This is a genomic window from Polynucleobacter sp. JS-Safj-400b-B2, from assembly GCF_018881975.1.
Taxonomy (GTDB): Bacteria; Pseudomonadota; Gammaproteobacteria; order Burkholderiales; family Burkholderiaceae; genus Polynucleobacter.
This window is the reverse complement of sequence record NZ_JACVPJ010000014.1, coordinates 35,715-52,565: the sequence shown is the minus strand read 5'-3', so window position 1 is coordinate 52,565 and position 16,851 is coordinate 35,715. Positions and strand designations below refer to the sequence as shown.

General features: G+C 42.7%; 17 protein-coding genes. 15 read left to right on the top strand and 2 right to left on the bottom strand.

All coding sequences use genetic code 11. The features are described from left to right. The 15 genes from ICN48_RS11875 to ICN48_RS11805 all read left to right on the top strand — a co-directional run. Window positions 1–856: hypothetical protein (locus ICN48_RS11875; protein WP_216153895.1), on the top strand; the 856-nt coding region annotated here is incomplete at its 5' end. Window positions 857–1,244: 388 nt separating this feature from the next. After that, window positions 1,245–2,504, top strand: coding sequence for an urea ABC transporter substrate-binding protein (gene urtA / locus ICN48_RS11870; protein ID WP_216153894.1), 1,260 nt, complete (start codon window positions 1,245–1,247; stop codon window positions 2,502–2,504). A gap of 51 nt (window positions 2,505–2,555) precedes the next feature. Next, window positions 2,556–4,139: an urea ABC transporter permease subunit UrtB gene (gene urtB, locus ICN48_RS11865; protein WP_216153893.1), complete on the top strand. Its 1,584-nt coding sequence runs from the start codon at window positions 2,556–2,558 to the stop codon at window positions 4,137–4,139. Window position 4,140: 1 nt separating this feature from the next. Then, the gene (gene urtC / locus ICN48_RS11860; protein ID WP_216153892.1) at window positions 4,141–5,283 is read left to right on the top strand and encodes an urea ABC transporter permease subunit UrtC; all 1,143 of its coding nucleotides are present in this window, start codon (window positions 4,141–4,143) and stop codon (window positions 5,281–5,283) included. Next, window positions 5,280–6,077, top strand: a complete 798-nt coding sequence (urtD, locus tag ICN48_RS11855) for an urea ABC transporter ATP-binding protein UrtD (protein ID WP_216153891.1) — start codon at window positions 5,280–5,282, stop codon at window positions 6,075–6,077. The genes urtC and urtD overlap by 4 nt, the downstream gene beginning before the upstream one ends. Before the next feature lie 2 nt (window positions 6,078–6,079). Further along, a complete protein-coding gene (gene urtE, locus ICN48_RS11850) occupies window positions 6,080–6,772 on the top strand; it encodes an urea ABC transporter ATP-binding subunit UrtE (RefSeq protein WP_216153890.1) in 693 nt (230 codons plus the stop codon). Between the two features lie 36 nt (window positions 6,773–6,808). Beyond that, window positions 6,809–7,684 carry an urease accessory protein UreD gene (locus tag ICN48_RS11845; protein WP_216153889.1) on the top strand — a complete coding sequence of 292 codons (876 nt, stop codon included), beginning with the start codon at window positions 6,809–6,811 and terminating at the stop codon, window positions 7,682–7,684. A 20-nt stretch (window positions 7,685–7,704) separates the two neighbouring features. Continuing rightward, the gene (locus tag ICN48_RS11840) at window positions 7,705–8,007 is read left to right on the top strand and encodes an urease subunit gamma (protein WP_216153888.1); all 303 of its coding nucleotides are present in this window, start codon (window positions 7,705–7,707) and stop codon (window positions 8,005–8,007) included. A 24-nt stretch (window positions 8,008–8,031) separates the two neighbouring features. Continuing rightward, complete coding sequence (locus ICN48_RS11835) at window positions 8,032–8,652, top strand: HupE/UreJ family protein (RefSeq protein ID WP_216153887.1); 621 nt, start codon at window positions 8,032–8,034, stop codon at window positions 8,650–8,652. Next, window positions 8,649–8,987 carry an urease subunit beta gene (locus ICN48_RS11830; RefSeq protein ID WP_216153886.1) on the top strand — a complete coding sequence of 113 codons (339 nt, stop codon included), beginning with the start codon at window positions 8,649–8,651 and terminating at the stop codon, window positions 8,985–8,987. The genes ICN48_RS11835 and ICN48_RS11830 overlap by 4 nt, the downstream gene beginning before the upstream one ends. Further along, window positions 8,987–10,690: an urease subunit alpha gene (gene ureC / locus ICN48_RS11825; protein ID WP_216153885.1), complete on the top strand. Its 1,704-nt coding sequence runs from the start codon at window positions 8,987–8,989 to the stop codon at window positions 10,688–10,690. The genes ICN48_RS11830 and ureC overlap by 1 nt, the downstream gene beginning before the upstream one ends. A gap of 8 nt (window positions 10,691–10,698) precedes the next feature. After that, on the top strand, window positions 10,699–11,295 hold the full coding sequence (gene ureE / locus ICN48_RS11820) for an urease accessory protein UreE (RefSeq protein WP_216153884.1): 597 nt from the start codon (window positions 10,699–10,701) through the stop codon (window positions 11,293–11,295). Continuing rightward, window positions 11,285–11,977 carry an urease accessory protein UreF gene (locus ICN48_RS11815; RefSeq protein WP_216153897.1) on the top strand — a complete coding sequence of 231 codons (693 nt, stop codon included), beginning with the start codon at window positions 11,285–11,287 and terminating at the stop codon, window positions 11,975–11,977. The genes ureE and ICN48_RS11815 overlap by 11 nt, the downstream gene beginning before the upstream one ends. A 13-nt stretch (window positions 11,978–11,990) precedes the next feature. Continuing rightward, on the top strand, window positions 11,991–12,611 hold the full coding sequence (gene ureG, locus ICN48_RS11810; protein WP_216153883.1) for an urease accessory protein UreG: 621 nt from the start codon (window positions 11,991–11,993) through the stop codon (window positions 12,609–12,611). 4 nt (window positions 12,612–12,615) lie between these two features. After that, window positions 12,616–13,470, top strand: coding sequence for a hypothetical protein (locus ICN48_RS11805; RefSeq protein ID WP_216153882.1), 855 nt, complete (start codon window positions 12,616–12,618; stop codon window positions 13,468–13,470). A gap of 529 nt (window positions 13,471–13,999) precedes the next feature. Here ICN48_RS11805 and corA read toward each other — a convergent pair. Further along, a complete protein-coding gene (gene corA, locus ICN48_RS11800; protein ID WP_216153881.1) occupies window positions 14,000–14,962 on the bottom strand; it encodes a magnesium/cobalt transporter CorA in 963 nt (320 codons plus the stop codon). Window positions 14,963–15,210: 248 nt separating this feature from the next. Next, window positions 15,211–16,848 (bottom strand): inorganic phosphate transporter, encoded by a 1,638-nt coding sequence (locus ICN48_RS11795; RefSeq protein WP_216153880.1) that lies wholly within the window; start codon window positions 16,846–16,848, stop codon window positions 15,211–15,213. Between the last annotated feature and the right edge of the window lie 3 nt (window positions 16,849–16,851).

Here is a 16,851-nt window from a genome sequence, read left to right as displayed (position 1 = left end):
AACTTGGGTGAGTGGGTACGTCTTGGTCGTCTTGCCATTTACTCTCTCTACTTTCTGGCCCATAGGGCCCATCAAAATAGCAGAGAATTCACTTATCGGGGTGTTCAGATTTGCTGAGCCACTTCTAACCCTGGTAACTGAGCTTAAGAAGAACGGTTATGACACATTTGAATACAAGCGCTATTCGAACCCAGAAGTCACTGGATTTATCAAAGATGGTGAGAAGTATTCTGTCTCTTTATACGAAGCAAGTACAAAGCTTGATAAGCCAATTAAAAAGAAGAAAACTTGGTCGCACAACGGTACTAGTCATGACTACTATGAAACCATTGAATATGGATCGGGTGGCAAATTAGAGCTTCATCTATCTCATGATGATCTTTACGGCAGAAGAACGATTAAAGATACATCCAGGGCTAGCTTAGAAAGTCAGTTAGGAAAGGCTTTAGTTATTTTTAGCGAAATAGCTGTTGAGGCTAAGGCAGCCAGAGAGGAGCGAGAAAAGCGCGAACTTGAGCAGAAGATTCGAACTCAAAAAAGACTAGACAGAGCTTGGGCTATTAAAGTCAAAGAATGGAAGTGGGAGCAGTTAAGTACTATTTCTCAAGAATGGGATCAACTACAAAAGATTAGAAGATTCATTGCAGAGGTTCAATCTAACGAGAGTATTCGCAATGCAAATGAAGACCTTAAGGATTGGCTGACGTGGGCAAAAGAAGAGGTAGATCAAAGAGACGCTATTAAGATGGCAGAGGAGGGTGAGCCTCTACCCGGGCAAGGTGAGCCAGATCGCGATGGCTTTAAGGTTGCCTATGATTGGATGGATGAATATGACGACGAAGAGGATGATGAGTAAATCCAAAGCCTTCTGCTCTCATAACCAGAGAACCTAAACTCAACCTAAAGCACACAAAAAGCTAGCTTTTGAGACTAAAGGTGAGGTTTGGTCATTTGAGCGTTACTTTAAGTAACGCTGGGCATGCTCGAAAGTGTGTAGGCAATTACTGCACATTTTCAATGGTTATCACATTAAATGTTGAGATCTATCAACGGGGTGACTTTCTTGTTTGCGCTTGCAGCAAATGCTCCGATATCGTGCCATCTTTCTAAGTTTTATGCATATTTTTGGTGCATATGCCTATTTTTGGTGACTGATCGGATTTGCACCATTGTGAAACATCCTTTAATGGATAAAGGCATTAAATATTCCTGCCCATTTGACTAATTAACCCAAGAGGAGTGAGATGAAACGTAGATCTATTCTGAAGTTATCAACTTTAGCTGCAGCTTTAAGTTTTGCAGGTTTGAGCCATTTAGCAATGGCTCAAAGCAAGGAGCCAATCAAAGTCGGCGTCTTGCATTCTTTATCGGGAACGATGGCTATATCTGAGACATCCCTAAAAGATGTAGCTTTGATGGAGATTGAGGCAATCAATAAAGCTGGAGGTGTTATGGGTCGTAAATTAGAGCCCGTAGTGGTTGACCCAGCTTCCAATTGGCCATTGTTTGCTGAGAAAGCTAGACAATTACTTTCTAAAGATAAGGTCGCAGTCGTATTCGGTTGCTGGACCTCAGTTTCTAGAAAGTCAGTTCTACCAGTATTTGAAGAATTAAATGGATTACTTTTTTACCCAGTGCAGTATGAGGGTGAAGAAATGTCTAAGAATGTGTTCTATACAGGTGCGGCTCCAAACCAACAAGCAATTCCTGCGGTTGAGTATCTGATGAGCAAAGAAGGTGGTGGTGCTAAGCGTTGGGTACTGTTAGGTACTGACTATGTTTACCCACGAACAACTAACAAGATTCTTCGTGCGTTCTTAAAATCTAAGGGCGTAAAAGAAGAGGACATTCAAGAAACATACACACCATTTGGTCACTCCGACTATCAAACTATTGTTGCTAATATTAAGAAGTTCTCACAAGGCGGTAAGACAGCGGTTGTTTCAACCATTAATGGTGACTCAAACGTACCTTTCTATAAAGAGCTAGGTAACGCAGGCTTGAAAGCTAAAGATGTTCCTGTTGTAGCCTTCTCTGTTGGTGAAGAAGAGCTTCGCGGTGTTGATACTAAGCCATTGGTTGGTCATTTAGCTGCTTGGAATTACTTCATGTCAGTGAAAAACCCAGTAAATGAAGCTTGGATTAAACAGTGGTCAGAGTATTCGAAAGCTAAAGGACTACCTGGTGCAAGCAAGCCTATCACTAATGACCCAATGGAAGCTACAAGTACTGGTATCAAGATGTGGAAGGCTGCCGTTGAAAAAGCTGGAACTACTGATGTGGCAGCAGTTAGAAAGGCAATGATTGGTCAAAAGGTACAAACACCTAGTGGATACTTAGAAGAAATGGGTAGTAACCACCATCTCTATAAGCCAGTCATGATTGGTGAAATCAAGGCGGATGGTCAGTTTAATGTGATCTATAAAACTCCAACCACTATTCGTGCAAAACCATGGAGTCAATATATTGATGGTAATGCAGGCAAGCCTGATGAAGTGAAGTAATTCTTAAAAGTAATTAACCTCCCCTCCGGGGGAGGTTTTCCAATACCTCAAATGAAATTTTCTATTTTTTCAAAATTAATCCCATCGATTGCTTGCCTGTTGTTCTGTGGAATTGCTTTTGCAAAAATTAATGTGACAGATTTAAAGCCTCTATTTACTGATAACTACGATGCCAAAGTTAAAGTAGTTCAGTATTTATCTAAAGAGGGCAGTCCCGAAGCCTTAGAAATTCTTCAAGCCTTGAGCGCTGAAAGTCTTTTTTTATCCCCTCAGGGAGTAGTTATTCAAAAAGGCGATCAATATCTTGATGCGCTTACTGGGCAAAGTGCTTCTGTTAAGTCTGATGAATTACAAAATGTCATTCTCAATAATCAATTGCGTGGAAAGGTTGATAATTCATTACTAGGTTTGCAGTTGGCATCCACAGATCCTGAAATTCGGACTAAAGCGGTTGATGCCTTGCTGAAAGATCCTGAGCTAGATACCCTTCCTTTGGTTGAAAAATTACTGGCTACCGAGAATGACCCTGCTCGCAAAGCAAAAGTTGAAAAGCTTTGGGCGATGCTGGCTTTGCAGTCTGATAATCAAGAATCTAAATTAAAGGCTATTGAGCTGCTTGGCGATAGTGGCGATTCAAAAGTAGCAGCTTTATTGGCGCCACTGACAAAAGAGGGTGGAGTAGTTCAAGAAGCTGCTGAAAAGGCGCTAGCCAAGATTAAGAAATCTGAGTTTAGTGGTGAGATTCTGGGCAATGTCATAGCAGGCTTTAGTTATGGCAGCATCCTTTTGCTTTGCGCATTAGGTCTAGCCATTACTTATGGCTTAATTGGCGTCATTAATATGGCTCATGGTGAGTTCCTCATGGTGGGTGCCTATGCAACCTATGTAGTTCAAGGCTTCTTTAGGCAATACGCCCCAGGCTATTTAGATTGGTACTTATTATTTGCTATGCCAGTAGCTTTTCTGGCAGCTGCATTAGTTGGTATTTTGATTGAGAGAACAGTCATTCAGTTTTTATATGGCCGTCCGCTAGAGACCTTGCTTGCCACATTTGGCGTTAGCTTGCTGATGATCCAATTAACGAGAACTATTTTTGGCGCCCAAAACGTTGAAGTAGCGAATCCCAGCTGGATGTCTGGTGCTATACAAGTGCTACCAAATTTAGTTGTTCCTTATAACCGTATCATTATTTTTGCTTTTGCTATCGCAGTAGTCATCGTGACTTGGCTGGTTCTGAATAAAACGCGACTAGGGCTTTTTATCAGAGCAGTAACTCAAAATAGAACCATGGCAGCATGTGTGGGTGTTAAAACGGTTCGTGTTGATATGTATGCATTCGCTTTTGGTGCTGGTATTGCTGGATTGGGTGGGGTTGCGCTTTCACAGATCGGTAATGTTGGCCCCGATTTAGGTCAAAGCTATATTGTTGACTCCTTTATGGTGGTAGTACTTGGTGGAGTAGGACAACTTGCTGGCACTATATATGGCGCATTTGGTCTAGGAATTACAAGCAAGTTGCTTGAGCCATTTATCGGCGCCGTATTAGCTAAGATCGCCATCTTAGTATTTATTATCATCTTTATCCAAAGACGTCCTCAAGGCCTCTTCGCATTGAAAGGGAGGAGCGTTGATTAATATGGATATCAGAAAACTTGCCCCTTCTTCAAGCTTCGGATTACAGGTCCCGGAACGGGAATCGATTCTAAGTAAGCGTGCCTATATTGCTTTAGTTGCACTAACGCTTTGCGTTGTGATAGGTGTTCCCATTTTTTCATTAGTAGTTCCGGAGACTAGTATTTTTTATATGTCTTCTTATGCGCTCACTTTAATTGGCAAGATTATGTGTTTTGCAATTGCTGCCTTAGCGCTTGATTTGGTATGGGGTTATTGTGGGATATTAAGCTTAGGCCACGGATTGTTTTTTGCGATCGGTGGGTACATCATGGGCATGTACCTTATGCGCCAGATTGGTACTGATGGAGTCTATAAAAGTGAGTTGCCAGATTTTATGGTCTTCTTGGACTGGAAAGAGTTGCCTTGGTTCTGGAAGGGCAGCGATCACTTTTGGTGGATGCTCTTGATGTTAATTTTAGTGCCTGGAATTATTTCTTGGATATTTGGATACTTTGCATTCCGCTCCAGAATTAAAGGTGTGTATTTCTCCATCATTACCCAGGCCCTTACTTATGCAGCCATGCTCTTGTTCTTCAGAAATGAAACTGGCTTTGGTGGCAATAATGGGTTTACTGACTTTAAGCGTATTTTGGGCTACTCCATTAGCGCCCCAAGCACTCGTGTCACACTGTTTATTGTTACCTTTTTGATTTTGTTGGGAAGTTTTATTCTGTGCAGAGCTCTAGTCACATCTAAGATGGGCAGAGTCATTACAGCAGTTCGTGATGCTGAGTCACGACTGATGTTCTGTGGTTACAACCCCTTAGGATTCAAACTCTTTATTTGGGTGGTATCTGCTATCTTATGTGCGATTGCAGGAGCCCTGTTTGTTCCTCAAGTTGGAATCATTAACCCAGGCGAGATGTCTCCAACGAACTCAATTGAGATGGCCATCTGGGTTGCAGTCGGCGGGCGCGGTACTTTACTCGGCCCAATTATCGGTGCATTTACCGTAAGTGGAGCTAAAAGCTTTTTCACGGCTAACTTTGCAGAGTACTGGTTATTCTTCTTGGGCCTCATGTTTGTATTGGTAACCTTATTCTTACCCAATGGTTTATTGGGCATCTATCACCAATTGCTGGGTAAGAAAGGTGGTTCTAAATGAGTGCACACTTTCTTGAAAAAGGAATCGATACCTCACATACAGGAATACTGTATGTGGAAGATTTGTCAGTCAATTTTGATGGCTTTCAGGCTATCAATAAACTCTCAATGACAATAGATGTTGGTGAATTACGTTGCGTGATTGGTCCTAATGGCGCTGGTAAAACAACTTTGATGGATGTAATTACCGGCAAAACCCGTTCAACCATTGCAGGCATTGAAGGCTCTTTATATTTAGGGTCAACTATTGATCTCATGGCAATAAATGAGCCTCAGATTGCCCAGATTGGTATAGGGCGTAAGTTTCAAAAGCCTACTGTCTTTGAGCAGCATCCTGTCTGGGAAAATCTAGAGTTAGCAATGGCGGGGGATAAGTCATGGCATCACTCATTAGTGGCTAAATTGGATTTAGAGGGACGTCACTTAATAGAAGCGGTTCTAGCGCTTACTCAGCTTGAGTCAGAGGCCTACCATGAAGCTGGTCTTCTCTCTCACGGTCAAAAGCAACGCCTAGAAATAGGCATGCTCTTAATGCAGCAGCCTAAACTCTTATTACTTGATGAGCCTGTAGCTGGCATGACGGATGAAGAGACGATGCGTTTAGCTCAATTACTGAATTCTTTACGGGGCCAGTGCTCAATGATGGTCGTAGAGCATGATATGGAGTTTGTTGCTGCATTGGCAGGCGAAAAAGGGAAAGTTACTGTCCTTGCTGAGGGTTCAGTATTAGCTGAAGGTACTTTAAATGAAGTTAAGCGCGATGAACGTGTTATCGAATCGTATTTAGGGCGTTAATCATGTTAATCGTCAAAGACCTCAATCAATATTATGGTGGTAGCCATATATTGCGCAATATCAGTTTTGAAGTTCCCAAAGGGCAATTAACCAGTTTGTTAGGTCGTAATGGAGTAGGTAAAACCACTTTACTCAAATCGCTGATGGGTGTTGTCAAAATCAAGACTGGCTCGATAATCTGGGATAGAAAAGAGCTAGCTAGCTTATCTCCTTGGTCTCGAGTCGATGCTGGCTTTGCGTATGTTCCTCAAGGGCGAGAAATTTTTCCAAGACTGACAGTAGAAGAAAATCTACTCATTGGTGCTGCAAAATTTTCAAGCTCTAAAGATGTTCCCGGATATATTTACGAGCTCTTTCCAATCCTGTCCGATATGAAAGCACGACGAGGCGGAGATTTATCAGGTGGGCAGCAACAGCAGTTAGCCATTGGTCGTGCGCTGATGTCACAACCTGAGTTAATTATTTTAGACGAGCCTACAGAGGGTATCCAGCCTTCGATCATTCAGGATATTGGCCGCTGCCTTCGTAAGCTAGTGGATGAGATGGGTATTACAGTTTTACTAGTAGAGCAGTATTACGACTTTGCCAAGGAGCTCTCTGATAACTATATCGTGATGAGTCGCGGCGAAGTTATCGCCCAAGGAAGAGGTGCTGATATGGGTGTAAATGATGTTCAGGGCATGATTTCGGTTTAAAGTGGATGCTGATATCCACTAAGATGGTTTAACCATATGTTTTTGGCTCCGGACAACGCAGTTAAGCAACTATTTAGGTCACTAAGTCCTAGTTGGCTTGCTAAGCTGAGCCTATCTTATGAGCGCACTCCAATTGGTACAGTGCTTAAGAAAAGTTTGCATGAGGGACCGCTGCGAGTACAAAAGGCTTTATATCCTGAGGGTGATGACATATGTCATTCGATCATCATTCATCCGCCGGCAGGAATTGCAGGTGGTGATACCTTAGATATTGATGTCTCTATTGGTGCAGACTGCCATACAGTCTTATCTACACCGAGCGCAACCAAATGGTACAAATCATTTAAAAATCCAGCCACACAAAGTATCCAGTTTGAATTGGGCGAAGGTGCCAAACTAGATTGGCTTCCTCAAGAAAATATATTTTTTAAGGGGGCAAATTCGAATGTCCTTACAAAATTGATTCTTCCATCTAGCGCCTCATATATTGGTTGGGATGCAATGATGCTTGGTCGCCATGCCTCTGGTGAGGAGTGGTCTAGTGGGCATATTCATGTGCTTAACGAAGTTAGGCGTGATGGTAAGTTGATTTGGATTGAGAATGGGCATATTGATGCACAAGATATTTATTCCAAGTCTTTGCCTCAGCTGGGACCATGGCCTATTTGTTCTACCTTATTGGCTATAGGCCCTCGTTGCTCAAATGCATTGGTTGAGCAATTTTCTGCGATGATGCCCTGGACTGATTCATTGCGGGCTGGAGTTACATTCATGCCGCAAGGGATTCTAGTAGTGCGGGTAGTATCAAGTGATATTGAGAGCGCTAGAAACTTGATGGTGGATATATGGACTAAGTTACGGCCTATAGTCCATGGTGTGAACGCTCAGCCATTACGGCTTTGGGCTTCTTAGAATTGTTATTGAGGTGAGATATGGAATTAACTCCGCGCGAAAAAGATAAGTTACTCATATTTACTGCAGCTCTGCTGGCTGAGCGGCGTAAGGCTAGAGGCTTGAAGTTGAACTATCCAGAATCAATAGCCTTAATTAGTGCTGCAATTATGGAAGGTGCTCGTGATGGCAAGACAGTTGCCCAGCTAATGCACGAAGGTCAAACCATACTGAGTCGTGATGACGTGATGGAAGGCATTCCAGAAATGATTCCTGATATTCAGATAGAGGCTACGTTTCCCGATGGAACAAAATTAGTTACTGTTCATAACCCGATTGTTTAGGAGCTTACACAGATGAACGCTTATATGAAAAACGTATTGTTAAGTTTGGTTGCATTGACAGGCCTGTTGTTTTCTAATCTCGCTTCTGCCCACGAGGGGCATGATGTGACCCTGAGTTTTATGTCGGGCCTACTCCATCCCTTTAGTGGTCTGGACCACTTGCTGGTGATTTTGCTAGTAGGATTCTGGAGTGCATTTGTATTAAAAAAGATCTGGTTTGGACCATGTGTCTTTCTCCTCGGGATGTGTATCGGTGTTCTTGCTGGTTTTATCGGCTTACCTCTTACTTTCTTTGAATTCGGAATTGCAGCATCCGTGATTGCTATTGGCTTATTGTTATTAGCCAAGAATCAATATTCACCTCAATCAATTCTGTTGTTAATTGGGGCCTTTGGCGTATTTCATGGGTTTGCCCATGCGGAGCTATTCTCAACTGCCTCGGTTGGTTCCTTATTAGTTGCACAAGATATAGCAGGTTTACTATTGGCAACCGGGATTTTGCATTTATCCGGAGCCTTGTTGGTTAAAGCTTTAAAAGAGAAAACATCTATCTTTGCCAAGATTGCTGGCTTTTCAAGCTTAATGTATGGCCTGTTATTGATGGGCCAAATGACTCTTGCTCTTATTGGCGGGGCTGCTGTATGAGCTCCTTCAACACAGTAGATAACCAACGATTCATTCCTGGACAGATGTTTGTTGAACCAGGTGATATTGAATTGAATGTGGGTCGCAGGACGCTTTCTATAGAGGTATCTAATAGTGGTGATCGCCCCGTTCAAATTGGTTCACACTTTCATTTTTATGAGGTAAATGATTCATTATTATTTGATCGTGAAATGACCAAGGGAATGCGTCTAAATATTGTCGCGGGTACTGCTGTCCGTTTTGAACCTGGTCAAAAACGTACGATAGAGCTAGTTGAGATAGCTGGCGATAAGAAAATTTATGGCTTTGCTGGTCGCGTCATGGGAGGCGTGTAATGGCTAAGATTGGTCGACAAGCCTATGCTGAGATGTTTGGTCCTACCGTTGGTGATCGCTTAAGACTTGCTGATACAGGTCTCGTGATTGAGGTAGAAAAAGATTTTACGATTTATGGTGAAGAAGTGAAGTTTGGCGGTGGCAAGGTCATTCGTGATGGCATGGGGCAGAGTCAACGCGAGTCAAAAGATTGCGCAGATACAGTCATCACCAATGCAGTGATTATTGATCACTGGGGGATTGTAAAAGCCGATATTGCTATTAAAAATGGTCGAATCTCGGATATTGGTAAAGCAGGTAATCCTGATATTCAGCCTGGCATTACTTCAGTCATTGGCCCAGGAACAGAAATTATTGCTGGCGAAGGAATGATTGTGACTGCTGGTGGTATAGATACACACATTCACTTTATTTGCCCGCAACAAATTGAAGAAGCTTTAATGTCTGGTGTGACTACTATGATTGGTGGCGGTACAGGCCCCGCAACAGGAACCTTTGCGACTACTTGCACTCCTGGTCCATGGCATATTCAAAGAATGTTGCAGTCCATTGATGCGTATCCAATGAATATTGGTCTTTTGGGTAAGGGCAATGCTAGTTTGCCGGCTGGCTTACGTGAGCAAGTCGATGCGGGCGCTATCGGATTAAAGCTACATGAGGATTGGGGAACCACTCCTGCTGCAATTGATTGTTGTTTGAGTGTTGCTGATGAGACAGATACTCAAGTGGCTATCCACACTGATACTCTCAACGAATCTGGGTTTGTCGAGACGACATTAGCAGCATTTAAAGGCCGAACAATTCATACCTACCATACAGAGGGTGCTGGAGGTGGTCATGCCCCTGATATTATTCGCGCTTGTGGCGAATCAAATGTATTGCCATCCTCAACTAACCCAACTAGACCATTTACTGTTAATACACTGGATGAGCATTTAGATATGTTGATGGTGTGTCATCATCTGGATGCTTCTATTGCTGAAGATATCGCATTTGCGGAATCTCGTATTCGTCGCGAGACTATTGCTGCTGAAGATATTTTGCATGACTTGGGTGCTTTCTCAATGCTCTCATCGGACTCTCAGGCGATGGGTCGTGTTGGTGAAGTGATTATTCGTACTTGGCAAACTGCTGACAAAATGAAGGCACAACGTGGCTTATTGCCAGGTGATTCTAATCGTCACGATAACTTTAGAGTGAAGCGTTATATTTCAAAATACACTATCAATCCTGCGATTACTCACGGAATATCGCATGTTGTGGGTTCTATTGAAGTTGGTAAGTATGCTGATTTAGTATTTTGGAAGCCCGCTTTCTTTGGTGTTAAGCCTTCATTGATATTAAAGGGTGGCTCCATTGCGGCTGCCGCAATGGGTGATCCTAATGCTTCTATCCCAACCCCACAACCTGTACATTACCGCAATATGTTTGCTGGTATTGGCCAAGGAATTCGCCATAGCTCATTGACATTTATTTCGCAATCAGCAATGCATGCCAATATCCGTGATACCTATGGATTAGAGAAGCAGGTTGAAGCGGTTAAAAATTGCCGTTCTATCACTAAAGCCGACATGATTCATAACAACTGGCAACCTAATATCACTGTTGATCCAGAAACTTACCAAGTTATTGCTAATGGTGAGTTGTTGACCTGTGAACCGGCAAAAGTATTGCCAATGGCTCAACGTTATTTCTTATTTTAGGAAAGTAAATGGCAGAACCAATTCGTATTGAGAAAATCATTCCCAAGGGAAGAGGTTTGGCTAAAGCAGTTTTAGCTAGAGCCTTTGAACTCAAGCTGCCTTTTGAAATGCGTAATAAAAGCCGCTTTTCAGAAAAGCTTTCTGATGGTCGTGAACTACATTTTTTTCTGCCACGAGGCAATGTATTGGCAAGCGATGATGTTGTGATTGGTGATGATGGAACCATGATTCGCATTTCTGCGGCAGACCAAGAGGTGGTAACGATTGTTTCTGCTGATTTACAACAGTTGACTAGAGCAGCCTATCACCTGGGTAATCGACATATACCCGTGCAGATAGGGAAGGGATTCTTGAGGATTGAGCCCGATTCAGTGCTTGAGGGAATGATTCATCAATTAGGGCTAGAGCTTAAGCAGGAGTTGGCTCCATTCGAGCCTGAAACGGGTGCATACGGTGGAGGGCATCGTCATAGTCATGCAGAGACTTTTGATAGTGACTATGCATTAGCGCAAAAAGTTTTTATTGAACATGAAAAGCCACATGTTCATGGGCCAAATTGCTCTCACCATAGTCATGGCGACCACGATCATTCTCATGACCATTGATTTAAACGAAATTACTGCATTAATGCAGTTGGCTTCACCTGCATTACCAATTGGCGGGTATAGCTACTCTCAGGGTTTGGAGGCCGCGATTGAATCTGGTATGGTCAAGGATGCCTTAACTGCAGAGGCATGGATCAAAGATGTGTTTTTAGGTGTGTTTGCCAGATCCGAGGCGCCACTTTGGTTTCTGAGCTATGAAGCATGGGCCAATCAAGATATCGATGCAGTAAGCCATTTGAATGAGTATTTCTTAGCAAGTCGCGAGACCTCTGAGCTTAGGGCGGAAACCGAGCAGATGGGTTGGTCTTTATTGCAGGTTGCTCAATCTTTGAACTGGGGTGGCGAATACCTTAGTCAATTATCATCAATGAGGCCTTTATCGCTTTTAACTGCCCATGCCTATGCTTGTTTTCATTTAAATATCCAGTCTAAAAATGGTCTCGCTGCATATGCATTCTCCTGGATTGAAAATCAAGTAGCCGCCTCGCTCAAAGCCATACCCTTAGGTCAAGTAGCGGGACAACAGGTTCTGACGAAGATTCGACTGCTGCTTCCTAATATGGTTGAAGAGGCTGAACAAAGGGCTAAGTCGGGTTTATCAATGATTGATAATTTTTCACCGATGCTGGCTATTCTGTCTTCAAGACACGAAATACAATATTCCCGATTATTCCGTTCATAAATGAAATCAAAATATGAGAACTAAAAAGAATCCTCCCTTACGAGTTGGTATTGGTGGTCCTGTTGGATCAGGTAAGACAACATTGCTGGAGATGCTCTGTAAGGCAATGCGTGACCAGTATGACTTAGTCGTAATTACTAATGACATCTACACTAAAGAAGATCAACGCTTGCTTACTGTAGCGGGGGCGCTTGAGCCCGAAAGAATCTTAGGCGTGGAAACAGGCGGTTGTCCCCATACAGCTATTAGGGAAGATGCTTCTATTAATCTGGAAGCAGTTGATCGGATGCAAAAACAGTTTCCCAATGTAGACATTATTTTTATTGAGTCAGGCGGGGACAACTTGGCTGCTACTTTTAGTCCAGAGCTCTCGGATTTAACTATTTATGTGATTGATGTAGCGGGAGGGGAGAAGATTCCTCGTAAAGGTGGTCCAGGCATTACACGCTCAGATCTATTGTTTATAAATAAGACCGATCTCGCCCCTTATGTCGGAGCATCTTTACCAATCATGGAGTCAGATGCCAAAAAGATGCGCGGCGATAGGCCTTTTATTATGGGTAGCATTAAATCTAGCAACGGCCTAAAGCAAATCATTTCCTTTATAGAAGAAAAGGGAATGCTTAAGCATTAGTTTTATGATTTTTCTTCAATGTTTTTGTATTGGTCTACTAGGATTTTTTATTAGTTCTTTTGTGATGGCCCATGGCGTTGCAGGAAATAGATATTTTCCACCCACTATTGTTGTAGAGGACCCATATGTCGCAAATGAGGTCCACTCAGTAATAGGAAGAACGGCCAATATTGAGGCTGGCAATACCAATACTGATTCTGGAAATATTGCTTTAGCAGGTATTGGCATTGAGCCTCTAAATGGTTTTGGAATTGCGGTAAACGGCCTATATCGTTCTCCCAATGGAAATCTAACGCCACAATCGAGTGGTTTTGATAATCTTTATTACGTTGTTAAGCAAGAGTTGCATATTAGCGATCCCCATGAATTTGCTCTATCAATTGGGGTTTTGGGGCAGGGTGGTAGAACAGGCAGTAAGAACGGAGATACTTACTCCACATATGCGCCAACGATTTTCTATGCAAAAGGATTTGGAGATTTACCGGATTTCCTTTCATTACTAAAGCCATTGGCTGTAACTGGAGTCTTGGGTTATCAAATCCCTACTAATCAATCCCAGCCAAAAGTGTTTAATTGGGGATTTACAGTTCAATACAGCCTTTTATATCTTGATAATTTTGTCAAACCTACCGGCTGGAGTAATTTTTTTAATCGCTTAGTTCCTGTGGTTGAGTTCCCCATGCAGTCATGCTTAACAGCTCGTTGCTCTGGTCAGGTGATCGGCTCTATCAATCCTGGAGTAATTTGGGTTGGTGAGCAATTCAATATATCTGCTCAAGCAGTATTTCCAATTAATAGTCAGTCTGGCACAGGAAATGGAGTCCTATTTCAACTCCATAAATATCTTGGTAAGGATTGATCGGCATTTTATGTATATGATGAGTTAGGCGAGATTAACCTCGTTGAAACTCCTAAAGTAACGCCTACTAATTTATAAAAAACGGTTTGGAGCAACGAAGTGCGAAACGGTTGCTCCAAAAATCCTTTGGTTTTCGAAACCAAAGACCGAGAGGCCACTTCCTTTAAATCCATGAATTTGCTTACACATTTGCTTACACACCGACACTGACCACCCGCAGAGTCCCTGTTTATAAGGGTCTACCTTGGGTGTCTGCTCTCATAATCCTTTGGTCCCAGGTTCAAGTCCTGGTGGGCCCACCAGCAATATCAATGACTTAGCGTGAGAGCGCTAGGTCATTTTTCATTAATGTGTAGTTGGTGTGTAGCAAATATAACCGCTAGACCCCAATAGATATATGGCTCCAGCTTGGAGCAATCAACTACTTGTAGGTTGTGTAGGGTTGCTGAAAGCTGCTTACGGTCGACATCGGCCAAAGGGAAAGGGAATATAAATTCCTGTGTAGGTAATGTCGCTTAAAACGACAAACTTATAGCCAGCCCGATCGCTTGAAGCGCCAGTACAAAAATGAACAAGTAAATACAATAAGGCCGACGGCAAGTGGATATCCATAATCCCACTTTAATTCTGGCATCAGTTCAAAATTCATTCCCCAAATCCCTGCAAATGCAGTTGCCACACCGAATATCGCCGCCCAAGATGCTAGGCGTTTTTGAATATTATTTTGCTCAAGTGCAATCGCGGATAAGCTGACCTGAATTGCGGTACCGATGGCATCTCGAATACTCTCAATGACAGAGTTAATACGGGTTAAATGGTCTAAGATGTCTCGAAAATACTCGGTGCTATTGGCACAAACAGGTGGAACTCGCCCACTGGTGAACTTACCCACCGCCTCCATCAAAGGAGTTACAGCATGTTTCACAATCATCACTTTTCTTTTGAGCTCAAACAGTCTTTCAATATTTGATTTAGTAGAACGTTCATCAAAAAGAGTGTCCTCAATGCTCTCAAGCTCAAGCTCAAGTCTTTCCATTATCGGAAAGTAGCGATCTACTACAGCATCAATGAGGGCATACAGAACAAAACCTGAGCCCTGGCTAAGTAGTTCAGGCTCTTGTTCGCAGCGCTCTCTTACACCTAAAAACTGGACATCGGATCGATTTCGTATTGATAGGATGTAGTCAGATGCCGCAAAGATATCTAACTCTCCAACCGAAATGTCCTCATCGTATTTTAAAATCTGAATCACAGCAAATAGACTATTCCCGTACTCTTCAATCTTAGGTCTTTGATGCCCAAGTAAGGCATCTTCAACAGCCAGTGGATGAAGGTCAAACTCCTCTTCCATCTTGGCAATTTCGCCTACAGTTGGATCTAGTAGCGCCACCCATACAAAAGAATCTTTGTCTGCTACATGATCACTAATCAGGTCGATATCAATATCAGCGACTTTTCGACCATTTTTATAAGAAGCGCAATTAATTAGCATAGTTAGAAATGATTAGTTAATGGGTTATTACTGCATTAAATTTCTCTATGTGCTCGAACGCCGAAAATATTGATCAGACTAAAAGCAGAGTTATATGCTGGTAAAGCAAGGGCGCAATGACTTAATTGATATCAACATGATATTACACTGGGCATCACATGAAAAAAGACCCCAATAAATAACTAGACCATAGAAATAACATACTATCCATATGACTTCTATGGATAGTTTAGATAAAGCAGTGCTGATTAAAATATTTGACTAAAGAGCCAGAATAAGAATCCAGATAAGAACATAGCTACCGGCAAAGTTAAAATCCAAGCGAGTGCAAGACTGCGAATGGTGTTGCCGCGTATCCCTGAGCCGTTCGCAACCATTGTTCCAGCTACACCAGAAGATAATACTTGGGTAGTTGAGACTGGCAATCCATACACGTCAGCCGCGCCAATTGTCATCATGGCAACTAATTCTGCAGAGGCCCCTTGACCATAGGTGAGGTGGGTTTTACCAATCTTTTCACCGACGGTAATCACAATGCGCTTCCAGCCAACCATGGTGCCTAGGCCTAAAGCAATTGCCACGGCAATTTTTACCCACAGAGGAATGAACTTAGTGGATTCATCAGTTTGTTCTTTGAATGCCTTTAAGTTATCAACCGTATCTTTATCTAACTTAGAAAACTCTGGTGTATTCTTCTCTAGCCAGCGAATCGTTTCTGAAGTTAGGTACATATCATTTCTGACGTTTGCAACGGCATCAGTAGGCAGGCCAGCAAAAGTACCACTCTCCTTTACTTGGGTTGCAATAGCCGCTGTCATGCTCGATAAAGCAGGTATGACACTGGCATTCATGTCACGCGTACGCACAAAGGTTGAGAGCACTTCGCGATCATTAGTGCCCTCTGTTGCCTTGGCAGCTGGAGCTAATTCATTAAGCTTCATTGAGGTTTTTTCTGCTAAGGCGACATAAGCGGTAGATTGATTCGCGGTCATGGCACTGTTTAAAGCATAAGCCGTTGGAAAGGAGCCAATTAAGATCAGCATGATTAGCCCCATTCCCTTCTGACCATCATTTGATCCATGAGCAAAGGAAACACCAGTGCAAGTTAATACTAGTAATCCACGAATCCAAGCTGGTGGAGCCTTACCCTTTTTAGGCTCTGTAAACAACTCTTTATTTTTAATCAACACTTTTATGGCATATAGCAAAAGAGCTGCAGCAGCAAAACCAATTAGGGGTGAAAGCAATAAGGAGTAGCCTATTTTTGTGGCTTGAGCCCAATCCACACCGCTAGTGCCGTCACGGCCATTCATCATGGCATTAGCAACGCCTACGCCAATAATTGAGCCAATTAATGTATGGGATGAGGAGGCGGGCAAGCCTAGCCACCAAGTTCCTAAGTTCCAAATAATTGCTGCAATTAATAGAGCAAAAATCATGGCAAAGCCAGCAGAGGAGCCAACCTGCAAAATCAGCTCAACAGGCAGGAGGGAGATGATGCCGAAAGCAACTAAACCGCTTGAAAGCAGCACGCCCAAAAAGTTGAAGAATCCTGACCAAACCACTGCCAAATTTGGGGGCATTGAATTTGTATAAATTACAGTAGCTACCGCATTGGCCGTATCGTGAAAACCGTTTACAAACTCGAAGCCAAGTGCAATTAATAGGGCAACACCCAATAGGAAAAATGGTAGCCAGTTTGTAACTGTTTGACCATGAGAAGTCACTTCTAAATCATGAGAAATACTAAAAACGGTATAAAGTAAGCCAGATATCAGTAGTCCAACGAAAATAATGATCGTGAATAAACTGGGCCTGGTATTAAGGTTGGGCCGAGCAAACTCGTCATGGTGTTTATGGTGGTCGCTGTCATGGCTTGAGCTCATAAA